Origin of the sequence: Methyloversatilis sp. XJ19-13 (assembly GCF_024580155.1) — a bacterium.
In the GTDB taxonomy this organism is placed as follows: domain Bacteria; phylum Pseudomonadota; class Gammaproteobacteria; order Burkholderiales; family Rhodocyclaceae; genus Methyloversatilis.
In genome coordinates, this window is sequence record NZ_JANINH010000008.1 from 18,329 (window position 1) to 41,571 (window position 23,243).

General features: G+C 67.2%; 21 protein-coding genes. 13 read left to right on the plus strand and 8 right to left on the minus strand.

What is annotated here, in order from left to right:
* Positions 1–72 precede the first annotated feature (72 nt).
* The gene (locus tag NMQ14_RS11905; RefSeq protein ID WP_257096438.1) at positions 73–612 is read right to left on the minus strand and encodes a bacterioferritin; all 540 of its coding nucleotides are present in this window, start codon (positions 610–612) and stop codon (positions 73–75) included.
* Positions 613–943: 331 nt separating this feature from the next.
* Here NMQ14_RS11905 and NMQ14_RS11910 point away from each other — a divergent pair, with 331 nt between their 5' ends.
* The 5 genes from NMQ14_RS11910 to NMQ14_RS11930 all read left to right on the plus strand — a co-directional run bounded on the left by NMQ14_RS11910 (position 944) and on the right by NMQ14_RS11930 (position 11,128).
* Complete coding sequence (locus NMQ14_RS11910) at positions 944–1,108, plus strand: DUF1328 domain-containing protein (RefSeq protein ID WP_069037660.1); 165 nt, start codon at positions 944–946, stop codon at positions 1,106–1,108.
* A 49-nt stretch (positions 1,109–1,157) separates the two neighbouring features.
* Positions 1,158–1,562: a hypothetical protein gene (locus NMQ14_RS11915; RefSeq protein WP_257096440.1), complete on the plus strand. Its 405-nt coding sequence runs from the start codon at positions 1,158–1,160 to the stop codon at positions 1,560–1,562.
* 94 nt (positions 1,563–1,656) lie between these two features.
* On the plus strand, positions 1,657–1,854 hold the full coding sequence (locus NMQ14_RS11920; RefSeq protein ID WP_257081093.1) for a hypothetical protein: 198 nt from the start codon (positions 1,657–1,659) through the stop codon (positions 1,852–1,854).
* 32 nt (positions 1,855–1,886) lie between these two features.
* Complete coding sequence (locus tag NMQ14_RS11925) at positions 1,887–10,238, plus strand: GH36-type glycosyl hydrolase domain-containing protein (RefSeq protein ID WP_257096442.1); 8,352 nt, start codon at positions 1,887–1,889, stop codon at positions 10,236–10,238.
* Positions 10,235–11,128, plus strand: a complete 894-nt coding sequence (locus tag NMQ14_RS11930; RefSeq protein WP_257096445.1) for a YihY/virulence factor BrkB family protein — start codon at positions 10,235–10,237, stop codon at positions 11,126–11,128. Before NMQ14_RS11925 ends, NMQ14_RS11930 begins: the two co-directional genes overlap by 4 nt.
* A 6-nt stretch (positions 11,129–11,134) precedes the next feature.
* On the opposite strand, the gene NMQ14_RS11935 is transcribed toward NMQ14_RS11930, so the two are convergent.
* The 5 genes from NMQ14_RS11935 to NMQ14_RS11955 form a co-directional block, all read right to left on the minus strand.
* A complete protein-coding gene (locus NMQ14_RS11935) occupies positions 11,135–12,763 on the minus strand; it encodes a diguanylate cyclase domain-containing protein (protein WP_257096447.1) in 1,629 nt (542 codons plus the stop codon).
* 25 nt (positions 12,764–12,788) lie between these two features.
* Complete coding sequence (locus NMQ14_RS11940) at positions 12,789–14,282, minus strand: ATPase domain-containing protein (RefSeq protein ID WP_257096449.1); 1,494 nt, start codon at positions 14,280–14,282, stop codon at positions 12,789–12,791.
* Positions 14,279–14,560, minus strand: coding sequence for a hypothetical protein (locus tag NMQ14_RS11945; RefSeq protein ID WP_257096452.1), 282 nt, complete (start codon positions 14,558–14,560; stop codon positions 14,279–14,281). Before NMQ14_RS11945 ends, NMQ14_RS11940 begins: the two co-directional genes overlap by 4 nt.
* 298 nt (positions 14,561–14,858) lie before the next feature.
* Positions 14,859–15,779 carry an OmpA family protein gene (locus tag NMQ14_RS11950; RefSeq protein WP_257096454.1) on the minus strand — a complete coding sequence of 307 codons (921 nt, stop codon included), beginning with the start codon at positions 15,777–15,779 and terminating at the stop codon, positions 14,859–14,861.
* Between the two features lie 31 nt (positions 15,780–15,810).
* Complete coding sequence (locus tag NMQ14_RS11955) at positions 15,811–16,230, minus strand: DUF4398 domain-containing protein (RefSeq protein WP_257096456.1); 420 nt, start codon at positions 16,228–16,230, stop codon at positions 15,811–15,813.
* Between the two features lie 273 nt (positions 16,231–16,503).
* On the opposite strand from NMQ14_RS11955, the gene NMQ14_RS11960 reads away from it, so the two are divergent.
* Positions 16,504–17,817 (plus strand): PHB depolymerase family esterase, encoded by a 1,314-nt coding sequence (locus tag NMQ14_RS11960; protein WP_257096457.1) that lies wholly within the window; start codon positions 16,504–16,506, stop codon positions 17,815–17,817.
* Here the strand turns inward: NMQ14_RS11960 and NMQ14_RS11965 are convergent.
* On the minus strand, positions 17,793–19,058 hold the full coding sequence (locus NMQ14_RS11965; protein WP_257096459.1) for a ferric reductase-like transmembrane domain-containing protein: 1,266 nt from the start codon (positions 19,056–19,058) through the stop codon (positions 17,793–17,795). The genes NMQ14_RS11960 and NMQ14_RS11965 overlap by 25 nt on opposite strands.
* Before the next feature lie 273 nt (positions 19,059–19,331).
* Between NMQ14_RS11965 and NMQ14_RS11970 the strand changes: the two genes are divergently transcribed.
* The 7 genes from NMQ14_RS11970 (at position 19,332) to NMQ14_RS12000 (ending at position 22,517) form a co-directional block, all read left to right on the plus strand.
* Complete coding sequence (locus NMQ14_RS11970; protein WP_257096461.1) at positions 19,332–19,943, plus strand: hypothetical protein; 612 nt, start codon at positions 19,332–19,334, stop codon at positions 19,941–19,943.
* Positions 19,944–20,006: 63 nt separating this feature from the next.
* Positions 20,007–20,222 carry a glycine zipper 2TM domain-containing protein gene (locus NMQ14_RS11975; RefSeq protein ID WP_257096462.1) on the plus strand — a complete coding sequence of 72 codons (216 nt, stop codon included), beginning with the start codon at positions 20,007–20,009 and terminating at the stop codon, positions 20,220–20,222.
* A gap of 107 nt (positions 20,223–20,329) precedes the next feature.
* Positions 20,330–20,557 carry a hypothetical protein gene (locus NMQ14_RS11980; RefSeq protein WP_257096463.1) on the plus strand — a complete coding sequence of 76 codons (228 nt, stop codon included), beginning with the start codon at positions 20,330–20,332 and terminating at the stop codon, positions 20,555–20,557.
* A 188-nt stretch (positions 20,558–20,745) separates the two neighbouring features.
* Positions 20,746–21,078: a YqjD family protein gene (locus NMQ14_RS11985; RefSeq protein ID WP_257096464.1), complete on the plus strand. Its 333-nt coding sequence runs from the start codon at positions 20,746–20,748 to the stop codon at positions 21,076–21,078.
* Positions 21,079–21,157: 79 nt separating this feature from the next.
* Positions 21,158–21,388 (plus strand): CsbD family protein, encoded by a 231-nt coding sequence (locus tag NMQ14_RS11990; RefSeq protein WP_069037647.1) that lies wholly within the window; start codon positions 21,158–21,160, stop codon positions 21,386–21,388.
* Positions 21,389–21,713: 325 nt separating this feature from the next.
* Complete coding sequence (locus NMQ14_RS11995) at positions 21,714–22,004, plus strand: hypothetical protein (protein WP_257096465.1); 291 nt, start codon at positions 21,714–21,716, stop codon at positions 22,002–22,004.
* Positions 22,005–22,202: 198 nt separating this feature from the next.
* Positions 22,203–22,517, plus strand: a complete 315-nt coding sequence (locus NMQ14_RS12000; RefSeq protein ID WP_257096466.1) for a BON domain-containing protein — start codon at positions 22,203–22,205, stop codon at positions 22,515–22,517.
* Positions 22,518–22,594: 77 nt separating this feature from the next.
* Here NMQ14_RS12000 and NMQ14_RS12005 read toward each other — a convergent pair whose 3' ends face one another.
* Positions 22,595–23,206 carry a hypothetical protein gene (locus tag NMQ14_RS12005; protein ID WP_257096467.1) on the minus strand — a complete coding sequence of 204 codons (612 nt, stop codon included), beginning with the start codon at positions 23,204–23,206 and terminating at the stop codon, positions 22,595–22,597.
* Positions 23,207–23,243 lie beyond the last annotated feature (37 nt).

Below are 23,243 nucleotides of genomic sequence, written 5' to 3' on the forward strand. Positions count from 1 at the left end.
GGGGGCCGGGACAGGCGCTGCCTGTCCCGGCCCCGTCTTCATCGAGGCACAGGGCGTCGGGGGCATCCGCCCTTACACCGCCACCCCCTGCAGCAGGTCGGCCAGTTCGTCGGCGTGCTGCTCTTCCACAGCCAGTATCGATTCGAGCATGCGACGTGTGGTCGGGTCCTGCTCGCCCAGATGGAGGATGAATTCGCGATAGCTGTCGATGGCGATGCGCTCGGCGACCAGATTTTCGCGAATCATTTCGGCCAGCGTGCCGCCTTCGACATATTCGGCGTGACTGCGCGCGGTCAGTGTATCGGGCGAGAAATCGGGCGAGCCGCCCAATTGCACGATGCGTGCAGCCAGTTCGTCCGCATGGCCCTGTTCTTCCTTCGAATGCGTCAGGAACTCGCCGGCGACCGACTGCGAGTGAATGCCGCTCGCCATGAAGTGATGGCGGCGGTAGCGCAGCACACACACCAGTTCGGTGGCCAGCGCTTCGTTCAACAGCTTGAGCACCTGCGTGCGATCGGCGTCATAGCCGGCGGTGACGGCGCCATCCTCGACATGCTTGCGGGCGCGCTCGCGCAGGACGGCAACATCTGACAGCTTTGATTCGGTGTTCATGGCGTTCCTCGGCGAAAGTCTGGGACAGCGGGTGGGCAGTACAAAGCGGGTGGTTGGAGGTCGTTGTCCGAGCGGGCTCACCCGGGCGGGTGGCGGCCGGACACCGCCCCACTCTGGCGTGACGAAACCGCCCGGTCCGTGCGGTGGACCACTTAGCGCGCCTGTCGCCGTCCACGTTCGCCACCGCACAGACGGTCCCGGCCGCCGAGAGCTCAATAGGCCTTGTGGCGGGATGCCCCGGAAAAGTGAGCCTCGCACCCCGTTTCTTCCATGGCTTCGCGCTGCAACCCCGTCAGAGGCCGGGGGGCACCGTCATCGAGGAGGAGTTGTCATGCTGCATTACGCCATCGTGTTCTTCGTCATCGCCCTGATCGCCGCGCTGTTCGGCTTCGGCGGCATCGCCGCCAGTGCCGCCGGCATCGCGAAAATACTGTTCTTCGTCTTCATCGTGCTTGCCGTTGCAAGTTTCGTGTTCGGTCTTGTCCGTCGTGGATGAGGCGTTTGCGGGCCGCTGGCCACCCCTGATCAGAGAAAGCAGGCACACCATGAATGATCGCAACAAGAATGACCGTCAAGACGGTTTCGGCGCTGCGCCCGACAACTTTGCGGAGGCCATGGCGCACACCGCCGGGGAGGTGATTCGCTCGTCGAACCAGATCGCCCATCAGACGCTGGACCAACTGGCCGACTGCGTGGACAGCGCCCGCCTGCAGGTTGCGCCGGTGTTCGACCGGCTGGCGCACCGCGCCGACGAGATGAAGTACCGCGGTGTGGCGGCGGTACGCGACGGTTCGCAGCGACTGCGTTACCAGGCAGTGCGCGCCACCGACTCGACGCTGGGTTACGTCCGCCAAAAGCCGGTCAGGTCCCTGCTGTTTGCCGCCGCGCTGGGCGCCGCGGCAACGCTGCTGCTGTCAATCGTCGGACGCGCCGGAAGGCCGCGCGACTGAAACGTCGATCGCCGCGTCCGGCAACAGTGACCGCGCAGCCGTCAGCGCTGCGCCCGGTCGAATCTTCACATCGCTTCACGTCCCGGGAGATCGCATGCCTGCCAATACATTCTCTTCCGCCAGCCCGGACCCGACCTGCCTGAACGATCATCTCAGCCAGTGCGTCGTGGCACTCGGGCCGATGCATCGCATGCGTTGTGCAGCCGAGGCCGTCGATGCCTTCCTGGCGCCGCGTTTCGTCAGTCTGCTGCTGGTGATGTCGGCCCTGCTGCTCGCCGGCCTGTCGCTGTAAGAACGGCCCAGGGCTCCAATGACGATGTCTACATGACCCGGGCGCGACTGCGCCGGCAGATACCCGACGCAGGCGCCGAGGCGCTCGCACTGATCGATCCGTCACGCGGCGTGATCGAGTCACCGATCCGCGGCGAGCTGTTCAGCGCCGAACGTTTCCGGCAACACGGCCGCAGTCTGGGCGAGGCGCAGACCGCGCGGCTCAAGGCACCGCGCTCGACCGCCTTCTTCCCGCGCCTGCACGACAACATGAAGGTGCTGCGCGAGGCGCAGCACTACATCGGGCTGCAGGAACGCATCGGCCATCACGTCAGTCCGGCCGGTGAATGGCTGCTGGACAACTTCCATCTGGTGGCCGCCCAGATCAAGGCCGTGCATGACGGTTTGCCGCGGCGGTACTTCCGCGACCTGCCGGTGCTGGTCGGCGATCATCTGGCCGGCCTGCCGCGTGTCTACGGCGTCGCCTGGGCCTTCGTCGCGCACACCGACAGCGCCTTCAACGATGATCTGCTGATCGAATTCCTGAATGCCTACCAGCAGACCAGCGAACTGAACCTCGGCGAACTGTGGGCCCTGCCGACCACGCTGCGCGTCGTGCTGATCGAAAACCTGCGCCGCCTGTCCGAGCGCGTGGCGGCCGACAAGGCGGCACGCGAACTCGCCAATCTGTGGTGCGACGGGCTGGAACGCGAGGCGAGCGGCCACGCACGCATGATCGACGCCGACGCGATGTTCGGCCTGATGCAGGCGCGTCGTGTCGGTACCGTATTTGCACTGCAGGTGATGCAGCGGCTGCATTCCGATTCCGGATCGCGCTCGGCAGCCGGCCTGCGCGGTCGCGAGTCGGTGCGTGAAGCGCTGGCGCGCGCACTGCCGGACCCGGCCAGCGCGCAGGCCAGGCAGCAGGCCGACGAAGCGGCCGACAATCTGAGCGTCAGCAACGCCATCGGTTCGCTGCGCATGCTGGGCGACGCCGACTGGCGCGCGCTGATCGCGCAGACCAGCATGCTGATGCAGCTGATGCTGGCTTCAGCGACCTTCCGCGCCGAACGCGACGACACGCAGGACGCCACGCTGCATGCCATCGAGCGGCTGGCGCGCACGAGCGGCCACAGCGAACTGGCGGTGGCGGAGCGGCTGCTTGAGCATATGCGTGTTCCGGTCAGTGATCCGGAGCTCGACCCGTCGTCGCCGATCGAGTCGCCAAGCTTCTGGCTGCGCGGCGGGGGAAGCGCAGCGATGCGCCGGACGCTGGGCCTGCGTCCGGCCGTTCTGTCCGGCTTCGGCGAACTGCGCAACCGATACGCTGTTCCGGTCTATCTCGCCTTGCTGGGCTTTGGCACCGTGCTGTTTGCGCTGGGGTTCATGCAGCATGCCGTGGCACCGTCCGTCACCGCTCCGATATGGGCAATGCTGGCCGTGCTGGCGCTGCTGCCGGCGAGCGAAGCGGTGATCGCCGTGCTCAACCGGCTCATCAGCGAATGGGTACCGCCACGCCGCCTGCCGCGGCTGGCGCTGCTCGCCGGCATTCCACCCACGCTGCGCGTGCTGGTCGTGGTCCCGGCCATGCTGTCGTCGGCCACCGCCATCCGCGCGCTGGCGCGCCAGCTTGAACGCCATCATCTGGCGAACTGCGAGCCGTACGCGCAGTTTGCGCTGCTCACCGACTTCAACGATTCGAAGGTCGCGCATGACGGGCCGGACGCCGCACTGCTGGCCACCGCCGTCACCGAAATCGACCGGCTCGAAGCGCTGTATCCGCCCGACGCGATCGGTGAGGGCCCGCGCCATCGCCGCTTCCTGCTGCTGCATCGCGACCGGCTCTGGTCGGACAGCGAACAGTGCTGGATGGGCTGGGAACGCAAGCGCGGCAAGCTCGAACAACTGATCGACCTGCTGGCAGGCGGGCTGTCGGGGTTCGTCGATCTGGGGCCGCGTTCGAAACCGGCGCCCGATACCCCCTTTGTCGTCACGCTGGACAGCGACACGCTGCTGCCGCCAGGGGCCTTGCGCGAGCTGGTCGGTGTGGCGGCGCATCCGCTGAATCGTCCGCGGGTCGATGTCGCGCGCGGCCGCGTGGTGTCCGGTTATGCGGTGCTGCAGCCGCGCATCGTCACGCCGCTGCCGTCGCCGCTGCACGCCACACCCTTCCACAGCCTGTTCGCCGGCCGCTGCGGTGTCGACCCGTACAGCGCTGAAACCTCCGAGCTGTATCAGGATCTGTTCGACGAAGGCACGTTCACCGGCAAGGGCTTGTTTCACGTCAAGGCGATGCAGGCCGTGCTGTCAGGGCGGCTGCCCGAAGGCCAGGTGCTCAGTCACGACCTCCTCGAAGGGTCGATTGCGCGCTGCGGCGGTGTCAGCGACATCACGCTGATCGAGGACGCGCCGATGCACGCCGACGTCGCCGCCTCGCGCGTGCACCGGTGGACGCGCGGCGACTGGCAGCTGTGGCCGCTGCTGTGGCGCGCCCGCCGCTTCGATCTGAATGCCATCAACCGCTGGAAAATGATCGACAACCTGCGCCGTTCGCTGGTGGCACCGTTTTCGGTCGTGCTGCTGCTGGTCGCGTTCGGCAGCGATGTGTTGTCGCCATGGGGCGTGCTCGCACTGATGGGCGCTGCCTTCGGCGGCGGCCCGCTGCTCGGCGCACTGGCCGGCATGGCACCGGCGCGTGACGACCTCGCGCTGCGTCACTTCTATCAGCAGGGGCTGGTCGATATCGGTCGCGCGCTTGGCGGCATGCTGTGGAATCTGGCGCTGCTGCTGCGCAACGCGCTGCATCTGGGCGACGCCATCGTGCGCGCGCTGTGGCGCACGGCAATCAGCCGCAGACGCCTGCTGCAATGGACCACTGCAGCCGATGCGCAGTCGGCGGCACGGCACAGCCTGGCCGGTCTGTGGCGCGTGCATTGGCCGGTCAGTGCACTGGCGGCGGGTGTTCTTGCGCTGCTCTGGTGGCGCGGGACGGCGTCACCCTGGCTTGCCCTTTCGGTGTGCGCACTGTGGGCGGCCACACCGCTGTGGGTCGCGCTGGCCAGCCGCGCATCGGCGCACCGGCATCGCTACAGGCTGGCCGCCGGCGATCGCGCCTACCTGCTCGATGTGGCGCGCCACACCTGGCGGCTGTTCGAGCGCCATGTCGGACCGGCCAGCAATTGGCTGCCGCCTGACAATGTGCAGACCGTGCCGTACATGATGGTCGCGCAGCGCACCTCGCCGACGAATATCGGCCTCTATCTGCTGTCGACCGCCTGCGCGCGGCGTTTCGGCTGGATCAGCACGCTCGAACTGCTGACCCGCTGCGAACGGACGCTGGCCACGCTGGCCGTGCTGCCGCGACATCGCGGCCACTTCCTTAACTGGTACGACACGCAGACGCTCGCGCCGCTGGCGCCGGCCTATGTGTCGGTGGTCGACAGCGGCAATCTGTGCGGTCACCTGATCGCGCTGGCCGGTGCCTGCGACGCGCTGGCGGCGCGACCGGCAGACGGCGCCGACCACGCATGCAACGCACCGCTGCGCCTGATCGCACTGGCGGCACAGTGCCGTCGGCTGGCGCTCGAAGCGGAATTCGCCTTCATGTACGACGAGCGCCGGCGCCTGTTCCACATCGGCTATCTGGTCGAGGAGCAGACGCTCGACAAAAGCTACTACGACCTGCTCGCCTCCGAGGCGCGGCTGGCCAGCCTGTGGGCGATCGCCAAGGGCGACGTGCCGGTCAAGCACTGGGCCGCGCTCGGGCGGCCGTTCTTCGCGACCGGCAGCGAAGCGGGGCTGCGCTCCTGGTCGGGTTCGATGTTCGAATACCTGATGCCGTCGCTGGTGCTCGAAGAGTTGCCGGGCAGCGCACTGGCCAGCGCCGCGCAGGCCGCCGTGCGCGAGCACCGGGCCTTCGGGCGCACCCACGGCGTGCCGTGGGGCCTGTCGGAATCGGCCTATGCCGCGAGCGACCACACGCTGGCCTACCAGTATTCGCCACAGGGCGTGCCGCGACTGGCGCTGCGCCGCACGCCAGCCGACGAAATCGTCGTCGCGCCCTATGCCCCGGCGCTGGCGGCCATGGTCGAACCGGCCGCCGCGCTGGAAAACCTGCGCCGGATGGAAGGCATGAACGCCCGCCGCGACCTGGGGTTCGCCGAGGCGCTGGACTTCGTGGCCGACCGCCAGACCGACGGCAGCGCGTTCACGGTGGTCAGTACCTTCATGGCTCACCATCAGGGCATGACCATCGTTGCCCTGGCCAACCTGCTGCTCGATGGTGCGCCACGGCGCTGGTGCATGGCCGAGCCGCGCATCGACGCCGTCGCGTCGCTGCTGCAGGAGCGCGTGCCGCGCGAGGTTTCGCGACTGCTCGCGCCGCCGCCGGCGCCGACCCGCAACGACCGGCGCGATGCCTTGCCCGGCGTCACCCGTCTGGTCAGTCCGGGGGCGTCGGCGCTGCAGCCGACGCACCTGCTGTCGAATGGTCGCTATTCGGTCGCGCTGCGCGCCAACGGTGCCGGCTGGAGCCGCTTCGGCACGGCCGACGTGTCGCGCTGGCGCGACGACGCGCTGCGCGATGTCTATGGCACCTTCTTCTATCTCCGGCGCACGCCGGACGCCGCACCGGTGTCGATCACCCAGCATCCTGCGGCCGACCCGCGGGCCGACTACAGTGCCACCTTCCACAGTGACCGCGTCTGTCTCGACGCGCAGTGGGCCGACCTGCGCACGCGCTGCACCGTATGGGTCAGCCCGGAAGACGACGTCGAGTTGCGCCTCATCGAGCTGTGGAACACCTCGTCGGAGCCGATCGAAGTCGAACTGATGTCGATGTTCGAAGTGTCGTTGTCCGACGCGCGCGCCGACGAAATGCATCCGGCCTTCGCCAAGCTGTTCGTCCAGGCGACCTGGGATGAAGCCAGCCGTGCCGCCTACTTTTCGCGCAAGCCGCGGCTGTCGACCGAAAGCGGGCTGCACGCCGTGCATTTCATCGCGCACGCCGACCTGCACCTGACGTCGGTCGCGGTGCAGACCGACCGCGCGCGCTGGCTCGGGCGCCATTGCGACGCCGCGCATCCGCGGGCGGATTACAGCAAGGCGGCGGAGCCGTCGATCGCCCCGCATGCACCGGAACAGGACTGCGTGACCGGGCTCGACCCGCTGGCTTCGCTGTCGATGCGCCTGAGCCTGCCGGCGCACGGCATGGCTTCGCTCACCATCGGCACCGCGGCCGCGGATGCGCGCGACACGCTGCAGGCGCTGGTCGAGCGCTACCGGCAGGACGCCATGGTCGAACGTTCATCGTTGATGTCCGGCACGTTTGCGAGCATCCGGCTGCGCGAAATGCGGGTCAATGCCGACGATCGCGCCGCCATCCAGTTGCTGACGACGACACTCGCACTGCTGATGTCGCGTCCGGTACCGCTTGAAGCGCCGGCCGGCGGCGCGCTGCACGACCGGCGCGCGCTGTGGCGGTTGGGCATGTCGGGCGACCGGCCGATCATCGTGGTGTGTGCCAGCGCCGAACAGGGCATCCGCATGCTGAGGTCGCTGTTCCAGGCGCTGCGCTGGTGGTCGTGGGGCGGACTGACCTGCGATCTGGTGGTGATGAACAGCGAGGCGCGCTCCTATCTGATGCCCTTGCAGGCCGAACTGGCCGCCCTGCGCGAGCGCTACGCGGCCGAGGTGGTCGCGACGGCGTCGGCACGTGCCTGCGGCCTGTATCTGGTGCACGCCGACGATCTGTCGCCGGCCGAGCGCGCAGCTTTGAATGCGCTGGCGCGCGCCAGCCTGCACGCCGACGGCCGGCCGCTGTCGCATCACGTGCAGGATCTGGTCGACTGGCATGACAACGCCCTCGATGCGCGTGCCGACCAGCCGGCGACGGCACTGCCCGTCGCGCGACACGGCGCCATCGGCCTGCCGCCGAAGGGTGCATTCGACGGTGCAAGCGGCGATTTCCGCTTCACGGTCACCGATGCGCACCGCACGCTGCGGCCGTGGATCAATGTGCTCGCCAATCCGGATTTCGGCAGCCAGGTGTCGGAAGCCGGCACCGGCTACTCCTGGGCCGGCAACAGCCGGCTGAATCAGATCACCGGTTGGTCCAACGATCCGGTCGGCGATGCGGGCGGCGAAGCCTTTCATCTGCAGGACCTGCGCAGCGGCGACATCTGGAGCATCGGCGCTGGCGCTGCTGCAGCCGATGTGCCCTACCGCATCGAACACGGGCAGGGCCTGACGACGCTGCGTCACCGGCGCGGCGACATCGAGGTGAAGGCGATCTGGTGCGTCGACCCGGAGCAGTCGATCAAACAGGTGCGAATCGTGCTGACCAATTGCGGTACCCGCGCCCAGTCATTGCGGGTGATCGGTCTGTTCGAGTGGGTGATCGGCGCGCTGCGCACCGATCGCCAGTCGGTCCGCACGATGTTCGCGCGGCTGGCGCCGGCCGATGCCTCGGCGCGGCCGATCGAGGCGCTGCTGGCCACCCAGTGCGATGGCCATGCCGGCTTCGGCAACAGTACCGCCTTTGTTGTGCTGCAGCGCGAGGGCGCCGACGGCAGACCGGGTGTCGCCACGCTGGCCGACTGGACCTGCGACCGGCGCGAAATGTTCGGCCCGGACGGCCGGCAAGTCATGCCGGACCGGCTCGGCGCGCAGGACGCCCTCGGCGTTGATCCGTGCGCCGCGCTGTCGGCGACGGTCAGTCTGGCGCCGGGTGAGGCGTCCACCCACGTGTTCCTGCTCGGTCACGCGGACTCTCCGCGTGCCGCCGGCACGCTGGCGCGCACCGCCGCGGAGCAGGGCGCCGTGCAGCGCGAGCAGGCCGTGCGCGCAAGATGGGCCGGGCTGCTCGATGCCGTCACGGTGAGCAGCCCCGACCCGCTGTTCGATGTGCTGGTGAATCGCTGGCTGCCCTACCAGACGGTGGCCTGCCGCCTGTGGGCGCGTGCCGGCTTCTACCAGTCGGGCGGCGCCTTCGGCTTTCGCGACCAGCTGCAGGATGCGATGGCGCTGTGCGTCGCCGCGCCTGCGCTGCTGCGTGCCCAGCTGCTGCTGTCGGCGTCGCGCCAGTTTCCCGAAGGCGATGTTCAGCACTGGTGGCATGCGCCGACCGGCGCCGGCGTGCGCACGCGATGTTCCGATGACCGCCTGTGGCTGCCGTTTGCCGCGGCCCGCTACATCGAGGTCACGGGCGACGTCGAGGTGTTCGACGAGCTGGTGCCGTTCCTCGAGGGCGACCCGATACCCGAAGGTGCGGAAGACGCCTACTACGTGCCGCGGGTCGGCACGCAGCCGGTGTCGCTGTACGAACACTGCGCACGGGCCATCGACTGCAGTCTCGCGGTCGGCACGCACGGGCTGCCGCTGATCGGCACCTGCGACTGGAATGACGGCATGAACCGGGTCGGTCATGAAGGACGCGGCGAGTCGGTCTGGCTGGGCTGGTTCCTGTGTCAGGTGGTGGCCCGCTTTTCCGTGCTTGCGCACGCCGAGGGCGAAACAGGCCGCGCCGAACGCTGGCAGCTGGCCGCTGCCGGCTGGCGCGATGCCCTGCACGGCGAGGCATGGGACGGCGAATGGTTCGTGCGTGCCTTCTTCGACGACGGCACGCCGCTCGGCTCGCGCCGCAACGAAGAATGCCGCATCGACCTCATTGCGCAGGCCTGGGGCGTGCTGTCCGGCGTGGCCACACCGGCGCAGCAGCAGGCGTCGATGGCATCGGTCGACCGCCTGCTGACCGACGAGACGAATGGCCTCGTGCGACTGCTCGATCCGCCGCTGCAGCACGCCCGGCCCGATGCCGGCTACATCCAGGCCTATCCGCCCGGCGTGCGCGAGAACGGCGGCCAGTACGCGCACGCTGCGGTCTGGGCACTGATGGCGCAGGCCGAACTGGGTGACGTCGACGCGGCCTGGCGCACCTTCACCGGACTCAGTCCGGCCCACCGCTCGGACAACGCGGTGCGGGGCGTCGCCTATGGGATTGAACCTTATGTGATGGCGGGCGACATCTATACCCAGCCCCCCTATGCCGGACGCGGCGGCTGGAGCTGGTACACCGGTTCGGCCGCCTGGATGCACCACGCGGCCATCGAATCGATATGCGGCCTGCGGGTGCGTCAGGGCCGCCTGTGTGTGGTGCCTCGTCTGCCCAGCCACTGGCCCGAGGTGACGCTGACCGTGCTGCGTGCCGGTCGCCGGCACGAAGTTACCGTGTGTGCGGCGGGTGCGCTGGTCGATATCGCCCGCGCGCGAGCGGCCGGCCTGCTGCCGCTGGCGGTCGGTGAGTGGCTGGATCTGGCGTCTGCCGGCGATCACAGCCGCCATCTGGTGATCGCTGCGGCGAATGTGACCTCGGCCGCCCGCTCGCCGGTACAGGCGGTCACGGCATGAAGCTGCCGCACGCGCTGGCCGTAGTGTGGCGGATCGCGCTGGCGACCCTGCGCCGCTACGACGACGCGCGCGGCGTGACGTACGGCGCGGCAGTGGCGTTCTACGCGGCGTTTGCGATTGCGCCGCTGATCGTCGTCGTGACCCGCGTCATGTTCTGGGTGCTCGGCGACGAAAGTGCGCAGGTGGCGCTGATCGATGCGCTGTCCGGTCTGATCGGTCCGCGCGAAGCCGGTACCGTGTCTGATCTGCTGCAGCGTGCGAGCGAACGTTCTAGTGGTGACGGCAACGGCACGCTGGGCCCCTGGCTGGCGCTGGGTGGCACGCTGATCGGTGCAACCGGCGTGTTCATCGAATTGCGCGCCGCACTGCAGGCCATGCTGGGCGAGAAGGCCGTGCCATTTTCCTGGCTCCGGCTGCTGCAGGTCAGGCTGCTCGCGCTGGGCATCGTGCTCGGCGGCGGCTTTCTGCTCGCGGTGGCGCTGGTCGCGCAGACCGCGGTGCTGCTGGCGATGCACAAGGTGACCAGCCACTGGCCGGTGCTGCTGCCGGTGGTGGTGCTGGTCGAAGCGGTGTTTTCATTCGGCGTGATCGCGCTGCTGTTCGCCACCCTGTTGCGCTGGCTGCCCGACCATCGCATGCCCTGGCTGCACGCCGCGGTCGGCGCCTGCTTCGCTGCCATGCTGTTCATGCTGGGGCGCTACGGCATCGGGCTGTACATCGCGACCACCGCCACCGAATCGGCGCTGGGTGCGGCCGGCTCCTTTGCTGCGCTGCTGATCTGGTTCTACGGATCGAGCCAGATCTTCCTGCTGGGTGCTGCGCTGGCGGTGGAAGTCATACCGGCTGCGCCTGCGCGTGCCGTGCAATCCGCCGCAGCCAGCACGCACTGAGCGCCTTCAACCCTGCAGCATGGCGACCGCAGGCTCGTCCTGCGGCAGGTTGATCGAGAACTGGCTGCCGAGCCCGGGTCCGCCACTGGTGGCCAGCAGTGTGCCGCCCTGTGCTTCGACCAGATCGCGCAGCATGTGCAGCGGCATGCCGCGGCGGCGCGGAGAAGGTACGGTCGACTCGGCGGGCGCAAAGATCGTGGGCAGCGCGTCGGCTGCAACGCCTGCGCCGTCGTCCGATACGGTGATCCGCACCCATCCATCGACCGTGTCGACCGAAAGGCGTATTTCGCTACCGTCGGCTGAATGGCTGGATGCGTTTTCGAGCAGCCGGGCGATGATGCCGATCAGGCGCACTGCATGGCCCCGCGCAGCCGGCAATCCGCCCGGCCAGGAGGTAACCAGACGCTGACGCCTGCATTCGAGCGCGCGGTGCGCCTGATCGGCCGCTTGACCCAGCACCGTCATCAGATCGATCGGCCGCCGTTCGAACATGACGTCGGCGCCACCGGGCTGGGCCGACTCGACCAGATCATCGACCAGCCTCGACATGCGGCGCACCTGGCGCTTGATGATGGCCGGCAGCCGTGCGCGCAACGCCTCGTCCTGCCGGGCGCGGCTGAACAGCCCGGCTGCCGTGCGGATCGGGCGCAGCGGCTTGCGCAGGTTCCGGGCCACCATCGACAGGAAGCGGATCTGCTGCCAGCGCAGCTGATTGGCCTGTTCGTCGAGTTCCTGCGCAGACATCAGCGCCAGCGTCAGGTTTTCGTTCGCCTCACGCAGGTTGCGCACATGCATTTCACGTTCGGCCAGAACGAATTCGCGATGCGATGCGGGCAGCGGCCGGACCGGACCGACGCGCGGTGTCAGGCCGACGGCGCGCGCGATGTCTTCGCGGTGAAAGTCGAAGCAGCCGCCGCCTTCGCGTTTGGCGCGATACATGGCAACGTCGGCGCGGTCGATCAATGTGCCGGCGTCGTCGCCATCTTCCGGAAACAGGGCGATGCCTATGCTGGCCGACAGGCGCAGCGCGATGTCTCCGACATGGCAGGGCTCGCCCAGCGATGCCAGCATCTTGGCGGCAATCTGGGCCGCATCCGATGCCTGGTTGACTTCAGCCAGCAGCACCAGGAATTCGTCGCCGCCGTAGCGGCTGACGGTGTCGGAGTCACGCACCACGCTTTCGAGTCGACGTGCGACCTGGCACAGCACGGCATCGCCGACCGGATGACCGAGCGTGTCGTTGATCGGCTTGAAGTAGTCGAGATCGACGAACAGCACCGCGATGTGCGTGCTGCGCCGCCGGGCCAGCGTGATGGCGCTGTCGAGCCGGTCATTCATCAGGGCGCGGTTGGGCGTACCGGTCAACGGATCGCGCTGGCCGTTGCGTGCCAGTTCGTCCAGCGTCAGCGTGGCGCTTTCCGCTATCGCTTCGGCCTGCAGTGCAGCGAGCACGAGGTTTTCATTCGCTTCGAGCAGGTCGGCGGCCTGTGTCGCACCGAAAGCATGCTTCAGGTCTTCGAGCTCGCACTGCAGCCGCGTCAGTTCGTCTTTCAGCGCCTGGGTCTGCGCTTCGAACTGCGCGACGGTCTTGCTTGCTGCGGCGGGCAGTTCGTCGTCCGGCGACCGAGTGTTCATGATGACCTGAACTCGCCGTGGCGAGTCAGGTTGCCGAACCCTGCAGACCCGCGCCGTTCGCATCTTCCGGGTCGCGCCGTGCCGGCTGCCCGCCGAGCAGCCCTTCGTGGCCCGTGATCCGTTCGCCGATGCGGATACCTTCATCGGCGATGGTGAACTGGCGCAGCTCGTTCGAGTGCGCGCTGCCGCGCACCTTCACCACGGCCATCACGCGCTTGAGCCGGCTGTCGACCTCGACATAGCGCTGCACGATGATGGCGTCGGTCATGAAGGCGGTGCCATAGGGGCTGAAGCGCAGGTCGTTGTAGCGGTCTTCCAGCTCCGAGGTCATCAGTACGGTGACACCGGTGCTCGCCAGCGCCGATACCAGGCGGGACAGCGATTCGCGGAAGTCGGCGCGGAAAGTCGGCGCCAGCGCCAGCTCAAAGCCGGACAGCGAATCGATGACGACCCGGCTCGCCTTGATGCGGTCGACTTCGGTGATCAGCAGACGGGCGATTTCGTCGACCGATACACCGGGTGCGCTACTGTCGACCACGCCGATGCGGTCGGCCCGGATCAGCGGAGCAAGCGCTGCGCCCTGGGCCAGCCGCGGCCGCTGTTCGAAGGCGGCGATGACCGACGTCTCGCCCTGGCGCGCACCTTCGGTCAGAAAGGCGGTGGCCAGGGTGCTCTTGCCTGAGCCTGACGGGCCGGCGACCAGCAGCGAAAAGCCGCGCGGCAGGCCACCACCCATCATGTCGTCCAGACCGGGCACGCCCATGCCTACGCGGGCAGCACCGGCCGCCGCGCGGTCGACGCGCAGTGCGCCGGACACCTGCGGCGGCGCGAACACCTGGATACCCGAACTTCTGATGCGGAAGGTGTGCAGACCGGGCAGCGAAGGCTGGCCGCGCATCTTCATGATTTCCATCTTGCGCACCATCGAGTTGCGTTCAACGCTCTGGCGCAGCCAGATCAGGCCGTCGGCGACGGTGAAGATCGGGTTTGGGTCGCAATCGCTGAAGTATTCGCCGATCAGGAAGGTGGTCGCCTGCCAGCTCGTCATCAGCACGCCGAGATTCTGGATGAAGTGCTGCAGCGTGATGAAGGACGTGCCTTCGTTCTGGCTCGCCAGAATGACCGACCGGAAGGAATCGACGAATACCAGCCCCGGTCCGCGCGCTTCCACCTCGGCCACGATGTGTTCGAGTACCTTGTCCAGATTGCCGCAGGCGACATCGTCGGCCAGATTCACGAAGCGGATCGAGCGGTTCAGCTTGTCCAGTTCGAAGAAATCGAACTGCTGCTGATAGCGCAGCATTTTCAGCGGCGGTTCGCCCAGCACGGTGAAATAGATCGCCGGCCGCTCAGGCGTGGCCAGTGCGAACATGATCTGGTGCGCCAGCGTGGTCTTGCCGCAGCCCGGTGGGCCTGCGATCAGATTGCAGGAAAACTCCGGCAGCCCGCCGCCGAGCACTTCGTCGAGCCCTGGAACACCCGTCTTCAGACGATTGATGCTTGCTTTGCCGGTGGTCATTGCGAGGTGTCCTGCGCGGCCGAGCCGCTTGAATTGTTGTCGAGTACCGGCCGCAGCAACCTCTCGGTCAGTGATGCACCGATGAGTGTCGACAGCAGAGCACGGAAGTTTTCGAGCAGCGCGCCATGGGCGACGGCGGCTTCGGCTTCGGACTGCAGCTGCAATGCACTGCGCAGCGACACCAGTACATCCTGCCCGGCCGCAGCGTCACACACCGGAGCGAGCCAAGGATGGGTGTCACGCGTCAGGTAAAGGCTGCGTTTGAGGAGCGCAGTCATGCCGCGCTGGCCGATGAGGGGTGAAAGACTTGCGTGCAGCGTCTGCCATGCGGCAACGGTCGCATCGAGCCTGGATGAAGCCGGAAGTGGCGGGGTGGCGGCATCCGCCTGGTGAAATCCCGCTTCCCGGACGTCTCGTGAGTCGCTTTGCATCAATGGTCCGGTGTTGGTTGGCTGGCCGCTGCCTGCCGATGTTACGCCCCGGGAACATTCTTCCGTCCGGCTTTTCGCACTGGCGGCGCCTGCGAACTGGATACCTTGCGGCAGCAGACGGGCCCCCGGGCGCACCCTCGCCTGCTTATTGACTGCTTGATACGCCGCTCGGCGGCGGCCCGAAAACGATGTCCACGCGCCGGTTCATCTGCCGACCGGCGGCCGTGTCGTTGCCGGCCACCGGCTGATCTTCGCCGAATGCGCGCGTGCTCAAGCGGTCGGACGCCACACCGAGCGTGACCAGTTCGGCCATGACCGCATTCGCCCGGCGCCCGGATAGCGCGAGGTTGCTCGCGGAGGAGCCTACGCTGTCGGTATAGCCCTCGATTGTTGCGCTGCGTTGCGGGTTGCGCTTGAAGAAATCGGCCAGACGGATCATGTCGGCCGATCCGCTGGACAGCAGATCCGCCTTGCCGCTGTAGAACAACACGCCGCCCAGCGTGACGACCATGCCGCGGTCGGTCTTCTTCGCATTCAGGGCCGTCAGTTCCGCTTCCAGCGTTTCGACGCGCGACCGGCTCTGTTCCATGCTGGCCTGATCGCGCAGCGCGGACGATTCGGCCGCGGCAAGCTGCGTGCTCTTGACCTGGCTGCGTTGCTCGGAGGCGATCAGCTGGCGGCGTGTGTTGTCGGCCTCGGCAGTCCGTTCGGCGAGCCGCATGCGGTCGCGCTCGGCGGCCGCTCCCGCGGTCACGGCCTGTGCCGCGCGACCGGTCGCGGTTTCACGGGCGATCAGGATGCGCTGGTCGGCCAGATAGGCGAGGTGGTCGACGGTGTCCTTGCGCGTGCCCGCCGTCCAGGCCTGTTCGGCCTTGCTGACGGACGCTTCCGCGTCGCGCAGTTCGTCGGCAGCCAGCGCGCTGACTTGCGGGTCGCTGCGCGCCGCGGCGACGCGTTCGCGTGACTGGTCGAGTGCACTGTTGCGCTCCGGCACGCTGCTGCAGGCGGCCAGCGAGGCGCCGAAGAGGGCGATGCACAGTGTGCGGATCTTGGCTTGGGGTGTCATCTGGGGGCTCCTGATGCGCTGACCGTTCAGGTCAGCGAACGATCTTGCGGTTGATTTCTTCCTGCAGCACGCGGGCGGCGTTCTGCGACTCGGTGGCGCTGCGCTGCGAGCGAACCGACTGGGCATGCGCTTCGGCAACATGAGCATCGAGTTCGGCCTGCTCGGCCAGATGGCCGGCGTGTTCGTAGTCCTTGTTCGCCACCGCCTGACGGGCACGGGTGAGCTTGCCGATGGCGATCTGCAATTCCGCCGGCGCGTTCTCCCGGGTGCCGGCGCTGCTGGCCCGTTCGACTGCGGCTTCAGCGACGGCCATCTTTTCAACCGGCGGCGGCGTGGAGGCGCAGGCGCCGAGCAACATGGCGGCAAGTGCCAGTGCCAGCAAGGGCCAGGTCGTCCGGGCTGTGGCCGGCAGTGAAGGTGCGAGGCGGGTGTGCGCGGTGTGCATGGTCATGGTGTTTCCCTGGGCAATGTGTCCATCGACTGCGGCCGGGTGGCGGACCGTGGTGGTGAAGCTTCGACTGCAGCCTGAGCGCCGGCAGATCTGCTGTCTGTCTGTTTGCGCACATCCGTGCCGGCGCGCTCCGTGGTCCCGGGCGGTCGGAGTGCGGCAGCGCACAGACCGGATGAGGCCTGTCGCGCACATTCAGGTTGAACTGGCGCCGCTCGCCTGCGTTCCGGCCGTCCGTCGGAGCGGGGCCGCAGCCGCCCCGCCCCAGGGAACGTCATGCAAACAAGCCCGCAGATCGAACAGACCCGGCGACGACGGGTGATCCGGCGTCTGCTGGACGAACTCGCGTCATGCGATCCGGATGACGACGCCTACGAGCGCAAGCTCGACCTGCTCGGCCGGCGCATCGCGCGCCGCGTTCCGCCGATGGCCGGGTGGCTGCCCGGCCACGCGACCGCCGCGCGTCCGCGCGTGGCCGGTCGACGGTCGCCTCAGGCCGCCTCTGGTTGGCAAGCCTTCTGGCGACGGCAGCAAGCGCGGCTGGCAGGGCTGGGCGGCGCAATGATGAATCTGATCAGGGCGGCATCCACCATTCGCGCAGCGGACAGTCCGCGAAGTCCTTCGCGCTTGCGACCGGATCCGCCCGCGGCCGAAGGGTCGGGTCATCCGACCGCGCCGGACGGCCGGCGGGTCGGTCGGCTGATCGGCCGTTTCGGCGCCGGACCACAGGTCGAGGGCGCCGACTGCCATTACTTGCTGTACGAACCCGCATTCCGTACCGCCGGCCCCTCGCCACTGCTGGTGATGCTGCATGGCTGCAATCAGGGGGGCGCCGAGTTCGCGGCCGGCACGCGCATGAACGAGGTGGCGGAAGATTCGGGCGTTGTCGTGCTGTATCCGGAACAGTCAATGGGTGCCCATGCGCTGCGCTGCTGGAACTGGTACGCCTTGCAGGACGTGTCGAACAGCGCCGGAGACGCGGCCCTGATCGCCCGCCTGACGCGCCGGGTGATGCAGGACCAGGACATCGATCCGGCGCGCGTCTATATCGCCGGCATGTCGGCCGGCGGCGCGATGGCAGCGGTGCTGGCGCGCGATTATCCGGGGCTGTTCGCCGCGCTGGGCGTGCATTCCGGCATCGCGGCCGGGCGCGCACACGATGCGCTGTCGGCCATGCGCATCATGGAGTCCGGGCCGGACAAGCTGCCGCAGGCCGTGCTGTCGCCGACCGAACACAGTGTGCTCCGGCTGCCGTGCATCGTCTTCCACGGCGACGCCGACACCACCGTGCATCCGTCGAACGCCGATGCGCTGTACGCCGCTTCGGGTCCGGATGGCGAGAATGCGGCGAGCGGACATGCATCGTCCGAATCCACGCCTGCTGGCGAAGGGCAGCGTGGCTACACCCGTTCCGCCACGTTCGGCGCGTCGGGCGTGAGTCGGAGCGAGCGCTGGATCATTCACGGCGCCGGCCATGCATGGACCGGCGGCGACGGCTCGCAGCCCCATACCGACGCCTCCGGACCTGACGCATCGAGACAGATGATGCGTTTCTTCCTGCAGCATCATCTGAACCCGAAGATTTCGTAGCGGATGTTGCCGGCCGGGATGCCACGTTCATGCATCCGCGTGCGGACTGCCTGCAGCAAGCCTTTCGGACCGCAGAAGCTGATGTCTGTCGTCGCCGGCGGGTGCGCGAAGACCAGGGCGTCGAGGGCATGACCGAACGCCGGGTCGGCGCCACCCCCCTTGACCGGAAAGAAGGCCGCTCCGCGTGCCTCCGCCTGCATACGCAAGCTGTCGATCTCGGGAAAATCGCGGCCCGGGCTGCAGAAGTAGAACAGGCTCACCCGATCGAAGTGCTTGCCGTCGGCATCGGTCAGCCACGCGATGAAGGGTGATATGCCGACGCCGCCGCCGATCCATATTTCGCAGCGTGCGTCGGGCAGGCGCTCGAAACGCCCGAATGGCGCATAGAGGTCGGCATGCATGCCGGTCCTTGCACTCGACACCAGTCGCTGCGTGTAATCACCCAGAGCCCGGATGATGAACTGGATACGCCCATCCGGCCGGCTGCCGCCGGCGATGGTGAATGGATGCGGTTCGCGCAGCCCGTCCTCGCTGAGCGACAGGAATGCGAACTGCCCGGCCTCGAAGCGGATCGGTTGCCCCAGCGGTCGCAGATCGAGGTGCACCGCCGAGAGGCCGTGCTCGACGGCCACGATCTCATATGCCGCGTGACGCGACATCAGCGGATACAGCAGAAGTTTGTAGACCGCAGCGGCCAGGCCGAGGCCGCACAGCGCCGCCAGCCAGACACCTGCCGGGCTGACCAGGGCGATCGGCGACTTGATGCTGACGGCATGGAACACGACGACCAGCAGTGCCAGCCCGGACAGTTTGTGCCACCACCGCCAGACGCTGTAAGGAATGTTCCGGTTCAGTGCCAGCAGGACCAGCAGCATCAGTGCAACGAAACCGGACTGTCGGGCCAATCGCGCGACGGCCGGGTCGAGCGCGAGAACGGCCGCCTTCGTCCAGCTGTCGCTGTCGGCCTTGAACATGAGATGAGCGGACGCAAACACCAGCGCCCAGACGCCGAGCCATTTGTGGGTGCGGTACACGCGGTCAAGGCCGCCGAAGGCGGATTCGACCCATTGCCAGCGTGCGCCCAGTAGCGCTGCAGCGGACATCAGCGCGAGTGCTGCGACACCGGCGCCGAGGCTGAATGCGCCGAGTGTCAGCCGGCTGTCGGCGGGCAGTTCCAGGGACACGAGAAGGAAGCTGACGACTGCCAGCGTGAAGATCAGGGCCCGGCTGTCGGGGATCATGGCTTTCCGTATTCAGGGTGGGGTGGGCAGGACGTGCGCCCGACGCCATGGTGTGCCGCGGCCGGGTCCGGAGATGCAGGCTTCATTTCAAGGCCTGGAGGGGACCGACGTCTGCTCGCTGACGCACAGACCCTTTGTGTGTCAGCAGACAGACAGCGTCGGTGTGACTGCATACCGTGATGGTGCCGGACTGCACAGGTCCGGGTCCGTCCATGCAGTGGCCGCTCCGGCCCCGCCCGGGACGTGACGGCAGATCACGATAAGGGAACCCCCATGAACACACTCCGCACCCATGCGCTGGCGCTTGCCATCGGCCTTGCCTTCAGCACCGGCGCCATCGCCGAATCGCTGACCAAGGCCGAGCACAAGGCGGCCAAGGCGCAGATCTCGTCGGACTACAAGGTAGCCAGGAAGGCCTGCGATTCGCTGTCGGGCAATACCGAAGACATCTGCGTCGCCGAAGCGCAAGGCACCGAAAAGATTGCCCGTGCCAATCTGGAAGCGCAGCGCAAGCCGTCCGACAAGGCTGACTACAACGTCCGCATTGCGCGCGCCGATGCGGCCTACGCCGTTGCCAACGAGCGGTGCGACGATCGCGCCGGCAATGCGAAGGATGTCTGCGTCGAGGAAGCCAAGGCCGCGCGAACGACGGCCAAGGCGGATGCAACGGCAAAGATGAAGATGTCGGTCAGCAACGCCGCTGCGGGCGAAGCATCGAGTGACGCGCGCATGAAGGCGGCCGAACAGAACGCCGAGACGCGCAAGGAAGCGAAGGAAGAAAAGGTCGACGCGCGCTATGACGTCGAGCAGGAGAAATGCGACAGCCTGGCGGGCGACGCGAAGGATCGTTGCATCGACGCGGCAAAGATCCGCGCCGGCAAGTAGGTCGGTCGCCCATGCAGCACCTCGCGGCCACCCGGCCGCGATACCCGGATACGAGGTCACACCATGAACACGAAATCAAATATTGCAACGATCGCCATCAGTGCTGCATTGCTCATCGGGCTCAGCGCCTGCTCGGGCATGTCGGACCGTGATCGCAACACCGCCATCGGCGCGGGTGCGGGTGCGGTCGGCGGTGCAGTGCTGACCGGCGGCAGTGCGGTGGGCACCGTTGGCGGCGCCGCCGTCGGTGGTCTGATCGGACGCGAAATCAAGAAGTAAGCAAGCCTTCGAGCTCTGGCTCGGTGTGGGGGGTGATGGGGCGCGACCGGAAGCGGTGTCGCCCCATGACCCGTGTCAGGTATGCGGTTGAACGACGGAGTTTCTCCATGAAGAAGAATGCGCAAAAGCTGGGTGCCGTGATGGTTGCCGGACTGTTTCTCGCTGTGTTGTCGGGTTGCCAGAAGGAAGGCCCGGCCGAAACCGCCGGCAAGAAGCTGGATGCCGCGGTGGGCAACACCTCGGACGCGATCGGTGATGCGACCGAGAAGGCGGGAGACAAGCTCGAAGATGCCGGTGACAGCATCAAGGATGCGACACGCAGCGACGGGAAGTAAGGTCGCACCGCGGGCGCTGCGTTCGCTGCCGAACAGACGCTGTTTGCCGTGCGACACACACTTGTCATCGCGGGGCGAACCCTGGCTTCAGGGTCGTCAACGCCCGGCGGGTCCGCCGGACCTTCAATGCAGTGGCGAGTTTCAGGGCTGTGCCCGCCCGCCGGCTGCGCCTTAATCAAGGAGGCACGATGAATACGGATTTCAATGGTGGTGACGCAGGCATCCAGGGCAAGAAGGATGTACTGGTGAGTGATGTGAAAGCGGTGGTGAGCGATGCCGATGCCTTGGTCAAGCAGGTGATCGACAGCACGGCGGGTGAAATTTCCGCGGCGCGCACGAAGATCGAGACGCGCCTGACCGATGCCCGTGCCGGCCTGGACCGCGCGGCACATGCGGTGTCGGACAAGGTGCACCGCGCGGCGGACAACACGCGCGTCTATGTCAGCGAAAACCCGTGGAAGGCGATCGGCGTGGCCGCCGCCGCCGGACTGCTGGTGGCGCTGCTGATGCGTCGCCGCTGAACATCGCCGTCACACGGAACGGCTGCAGGCGACCTGCATGCAGCGCTCAATCTTCAACTGTAAATCGAAAGGACATGAAATGAACTGGGATATCGCCGAAGGCAACTGGAAGCAATTCAAGGGCAAGGTCAAGTCACAATGGGGCAAGCTGACCGATGATCAGCTCGACGTGATCGCCGGCAAGCGCATCGAACTGGCCGGCCGGATCCAGGAAGCGTACGGCATCACGAAGGACGAAGCGGAACAGCAGATCGAACAGTTCGAAAAGCTGAACGAAGACAGCACGCGAACGCCCGACAGGCTGCCTTGAAGCGTGTTTGCCCTCGCTGCGCGTCAGTGGTCTGCCGCATCCGTCGACGGTTCGTCGACCGCCTGATCAGTCGCTTCGTATCGATACAGCGCTTTCGCTGCGAGTCGATTCACTGCGTGTGGGAGGGCAATCTGCGGACCGCAGCGGTTGAACGGTCGGGCACCGACCACTCCGCGACGCCGGGCAAGTGATTCCGGACCTTGCAGCCCAGGTGCCTGACGGTGGTCTGCGTCTGCCAGGCGAACCCATCGGACATCGGCTGCCGCGCACGATACTGCTGCTCGAACCCGACCTTGCGCGAGCGGGTCGGATCCGGCTTGCACTGATGGCGCTGGCCACATCACGCCTGCGCGTCGAATGGGCGGCCACATTGCCCGATGCGCTGCAACGTCTTGGCCGGGCGGAGATCGAGGCGGTATTGCTCGGCGGACGTCTGTGTGACGGCGACGGCGCCGATACGCTGGACCTTGTCCGCCAGGCGAGGCCGGATGTCCGGGTGTGGCTGATGTGCCGGGCCGGCGTCGACGCTGCATCGGCGCTGCCGGATACGTTCTGCCGGTGCATCGAGGCGGAGCAACTGGAACGCCTGCCCGCCGGAATGGCGCTGATACCGTGATTTCTGTACGCCAGCGCACCGACGCTCAACTATGGCGAGCGCATGCTGCGAACGCTCCGGCCAGCGCGATGGTGCATGGCCGGACGTTTCCTGACAGACAGGGTCGCCAAGCGCTCGTCCCGTTCATCGAACGCGTGCGTGCGATGTCCTGCCGAGCGACGTCAGGCGCTCGAACAGCCGTTTTCAAAGGAGTTTCCCATGCATGACATCAAACGATATCTGTCGGCCGCCTTTCTGGCCGTAGCCCTTGCCGGCGCCGTAGGCTGCGCTGCCACTTCCAAGCAGGAAGGTACCGGCGAGTATGTTGACGACAGCGTCATCACCACGAAGGTGAAGGCCGCCATCCTGAACGAAGCGACCTTGAAGGTCGCCGAGATCAACGTCGAAACCTTCAAGGGCGTCGTTCAGCTCAGCGGGTTCGTCAATTCCGCCGCCGACATCACGAAAGCGATCGAAGTGACGCGCGCCGTGGGTGGCGTCAAGTCGGTCAAGAACGACATGCGCCTGAAGTAAGGCGCAGTCGTCCGCAGCACTCGAAGCCCTTGCGCACATCGTGCGCAAGGGCTTCGTCACGTGCGCGGCACGAAACGTCAGATGCTGATCGCGCCACGCGTCCTGACCTTGCCGGTCGCCTTGTCGAGCAGCGCCTTCACTTCTTCCGGGGTTGGTAGCAGCGCCTTGAACTCCGGTGCCTGGAAGTACAGATTGACGCGATGGTTGCCGAACGGCTCAAGTGCATCGCACGACACATAGTGCTGAGTGCCCTCGCGCGCGTCGGTGCGTTCGTCGATGAGGTCGAATTCGCCGGTTTCGCAGTTGGCGTCGCCGACGCGGATGGACGAGAAGTAGGCCGGGTCGTCCTTCATGATCAGGGCCGTCCAGGCGCTGAGTTGCGCGGGTGTGACCCGCTCGCCGAAGGTTTCTATCGTCAGCTGCAGACCCATGCGGTCACCGCTGCGTCCGGCGAGGAAGGTGCAGATTTCAGTATGGGTATCGACCGGCGCATCGGCCTGGCCCTTGTAGAGGTTCAGCACGTCCGTCGCCGGAAGGCGCACGATGCCGAAGCCCATTTCAGCCAGATCTGCAGTATCGACGAGGTCACAGGGTGTCTGGCCGGCTTCGCCGGCCGATGCGCTCTGGCAGCACGCGGCCACCATCATCGCGAAGCCGTATCGGCGTATTGACGTCGTATTCGAAGTCATGTTCCGTCCTCCAGGGGCACCAGAGAGGGGCGGCGCA

Excerpts from the sequence above, each read along its gene's own strand:
- NMQ14_RS11905 (WP_257096438.1), bottom strand. The coding sequence starts at position 612 with ATGAACACCGAATCAAAGCTGTCAGATGTTGCCGTCCTGCGCGAGCGC.
- NMQ14_RS11910 (WP_069037660.1), top strand. The coding sequence starts at position 944 with ATGCTGCATTACGCCATCGTGTTCTTCGTCATCGCCCTGATCGCCGCG.
- NMQ14_RS11915 (WP_257096440.1), top strand. The coding sequence starts at position 1,158 with ATGAATGATCGCAACAAGAATGACCGTCAAGACGGTTTCGGCGCTGCG.
- NMQ14_RS11920 (WP_257081093.1), top strand. The coding sequence starts at position 1,657 with ATGCCTGCCAATACATTCTCTTCCGCCAGCCCGGACCCGACCTGCCTG.
- NMQ14_RS11925 (WP_257096442.1), top strand. The coding sequence starts at position 1,887 with ATGACCCGGGCGCGACTGCGCCGGCAGATACCCGACGCAGGCGCCGAG.
- NMQ14_RS11930 (WP_257096445.1), top strand. The coding sequence starts at position 10,235 with ATGAAGCTGCCGCACGCGCTGGCCGTAGTGTGGCGGATCGCGCTGGCG.
- NMQ14_RS11935 (WP_257096447.1), bottom strand. The coding sequence starts at position 12,763 with ATGAACACTCGGTCGCCGGACGACGAACTGCCCGCCGCAGCAAGCAAG.
- NMQ14_RS11940 (WP_257096449.1), bottom strand. The coding sequence starts at position 14,282 with ATGACCACCGGCAAAGCAAGCATCAATCGTCTGAAGACGGGTGTTCCA.
- NMQ14_RS11945 (WP_257096452.1), bottom strand. The coding sequence starts at position 14,560 with ATGACTGCGCTCCTCAAACGCAGCCTTTACCTGACGCGTGACACCCAT.
- NMQ14_RS11950 (WP_257096454.1), bottom strand. The coding sequence starts at position 15,779 with ATGACACCCCAAGCCAAGATCCGCACACTGTGCATCGCCCTCTTCGGC.
- NMQ14_RS11955 (WP_257096456.1), bottom strand. The coding sequence starts at position 16,230 with ATGACCATGCACACCGCGCACACCCGCCTCGCACCTTCACTGCCGGCC.
- NMQ14_RS11960 (WP_257096457.1), top strand. The coding sequence starts at position 16,504 with ATGCAAACAAGCCCGCAGATCGAACAGACCCGGCGACGACGGGTGATC.
- NMQ14_RS11965 (WP_257096459.1), bottom strand. The coding sequence starts at position 19,058 with ATGATCCCCGACAGCCGGGCCCTGATCTTCACGCTGGCAGTCGTCAGC.
- NMQ14_RS11970 (WP_257096461.1), top strand. The coding sequence starts at position 19,332 with ATGAACACACTCCGCACCCATGCGCTGGCGCTTGCCATCGGCCTTGCC.
- NMQ14_RS11975 (WP_257096462.1), top strand. The coding sequence starts at position 20,007 with ATGAACACGAAATCAAATATTGCAACGATCGCCATCAGTGCTGCATTG.
- NMQ14_RS11980 (WP_257096463.1), top strand. The coding sequence starts at position 20,330 with ATGAAGAAGAATGCGCAAAAGCTGGGTGCCGTGATGGTTGCCGGACTG.
- NMQ14_RS11985 (WP_257096464.1), top strand. The coding sequence starts at position 20,746 with ATGAATACGGATTTCAATGGTGGTGACGCAGGCATCCAGGGCAAGAAG.
- NMQ14_RS11990 (WP_069037647.1), top strand. The coding sequence starts at position 21,158 with ATGAACTGGGATATCGCCGAAGGCAACTGGAAGCAATTCAAGGGCAAG.
- NMQ14_RS11995 (WP_257096465.1), top strand. The coding sequence starts at position 21,714 with ATGGCGCTGGCCACATCACGCCTGCGCGTCGAATGGGCGGCCACATTG.
- NMQ14_RS12000 (WP_257096466.1), top strand. The coding sequence starts at position 22,203 with ATGCATGACATCAAACGATATCTGTCGGCCGCCTTTCTGGCCGTAGCC.
- NMQ14_RS12005 (WP_257096467.1), bottom strand. The coding sequence starts at position 23,206 with ATGACTTCGAATACGACGTCAATACGCCGATACGGCTTCGCGATGATG.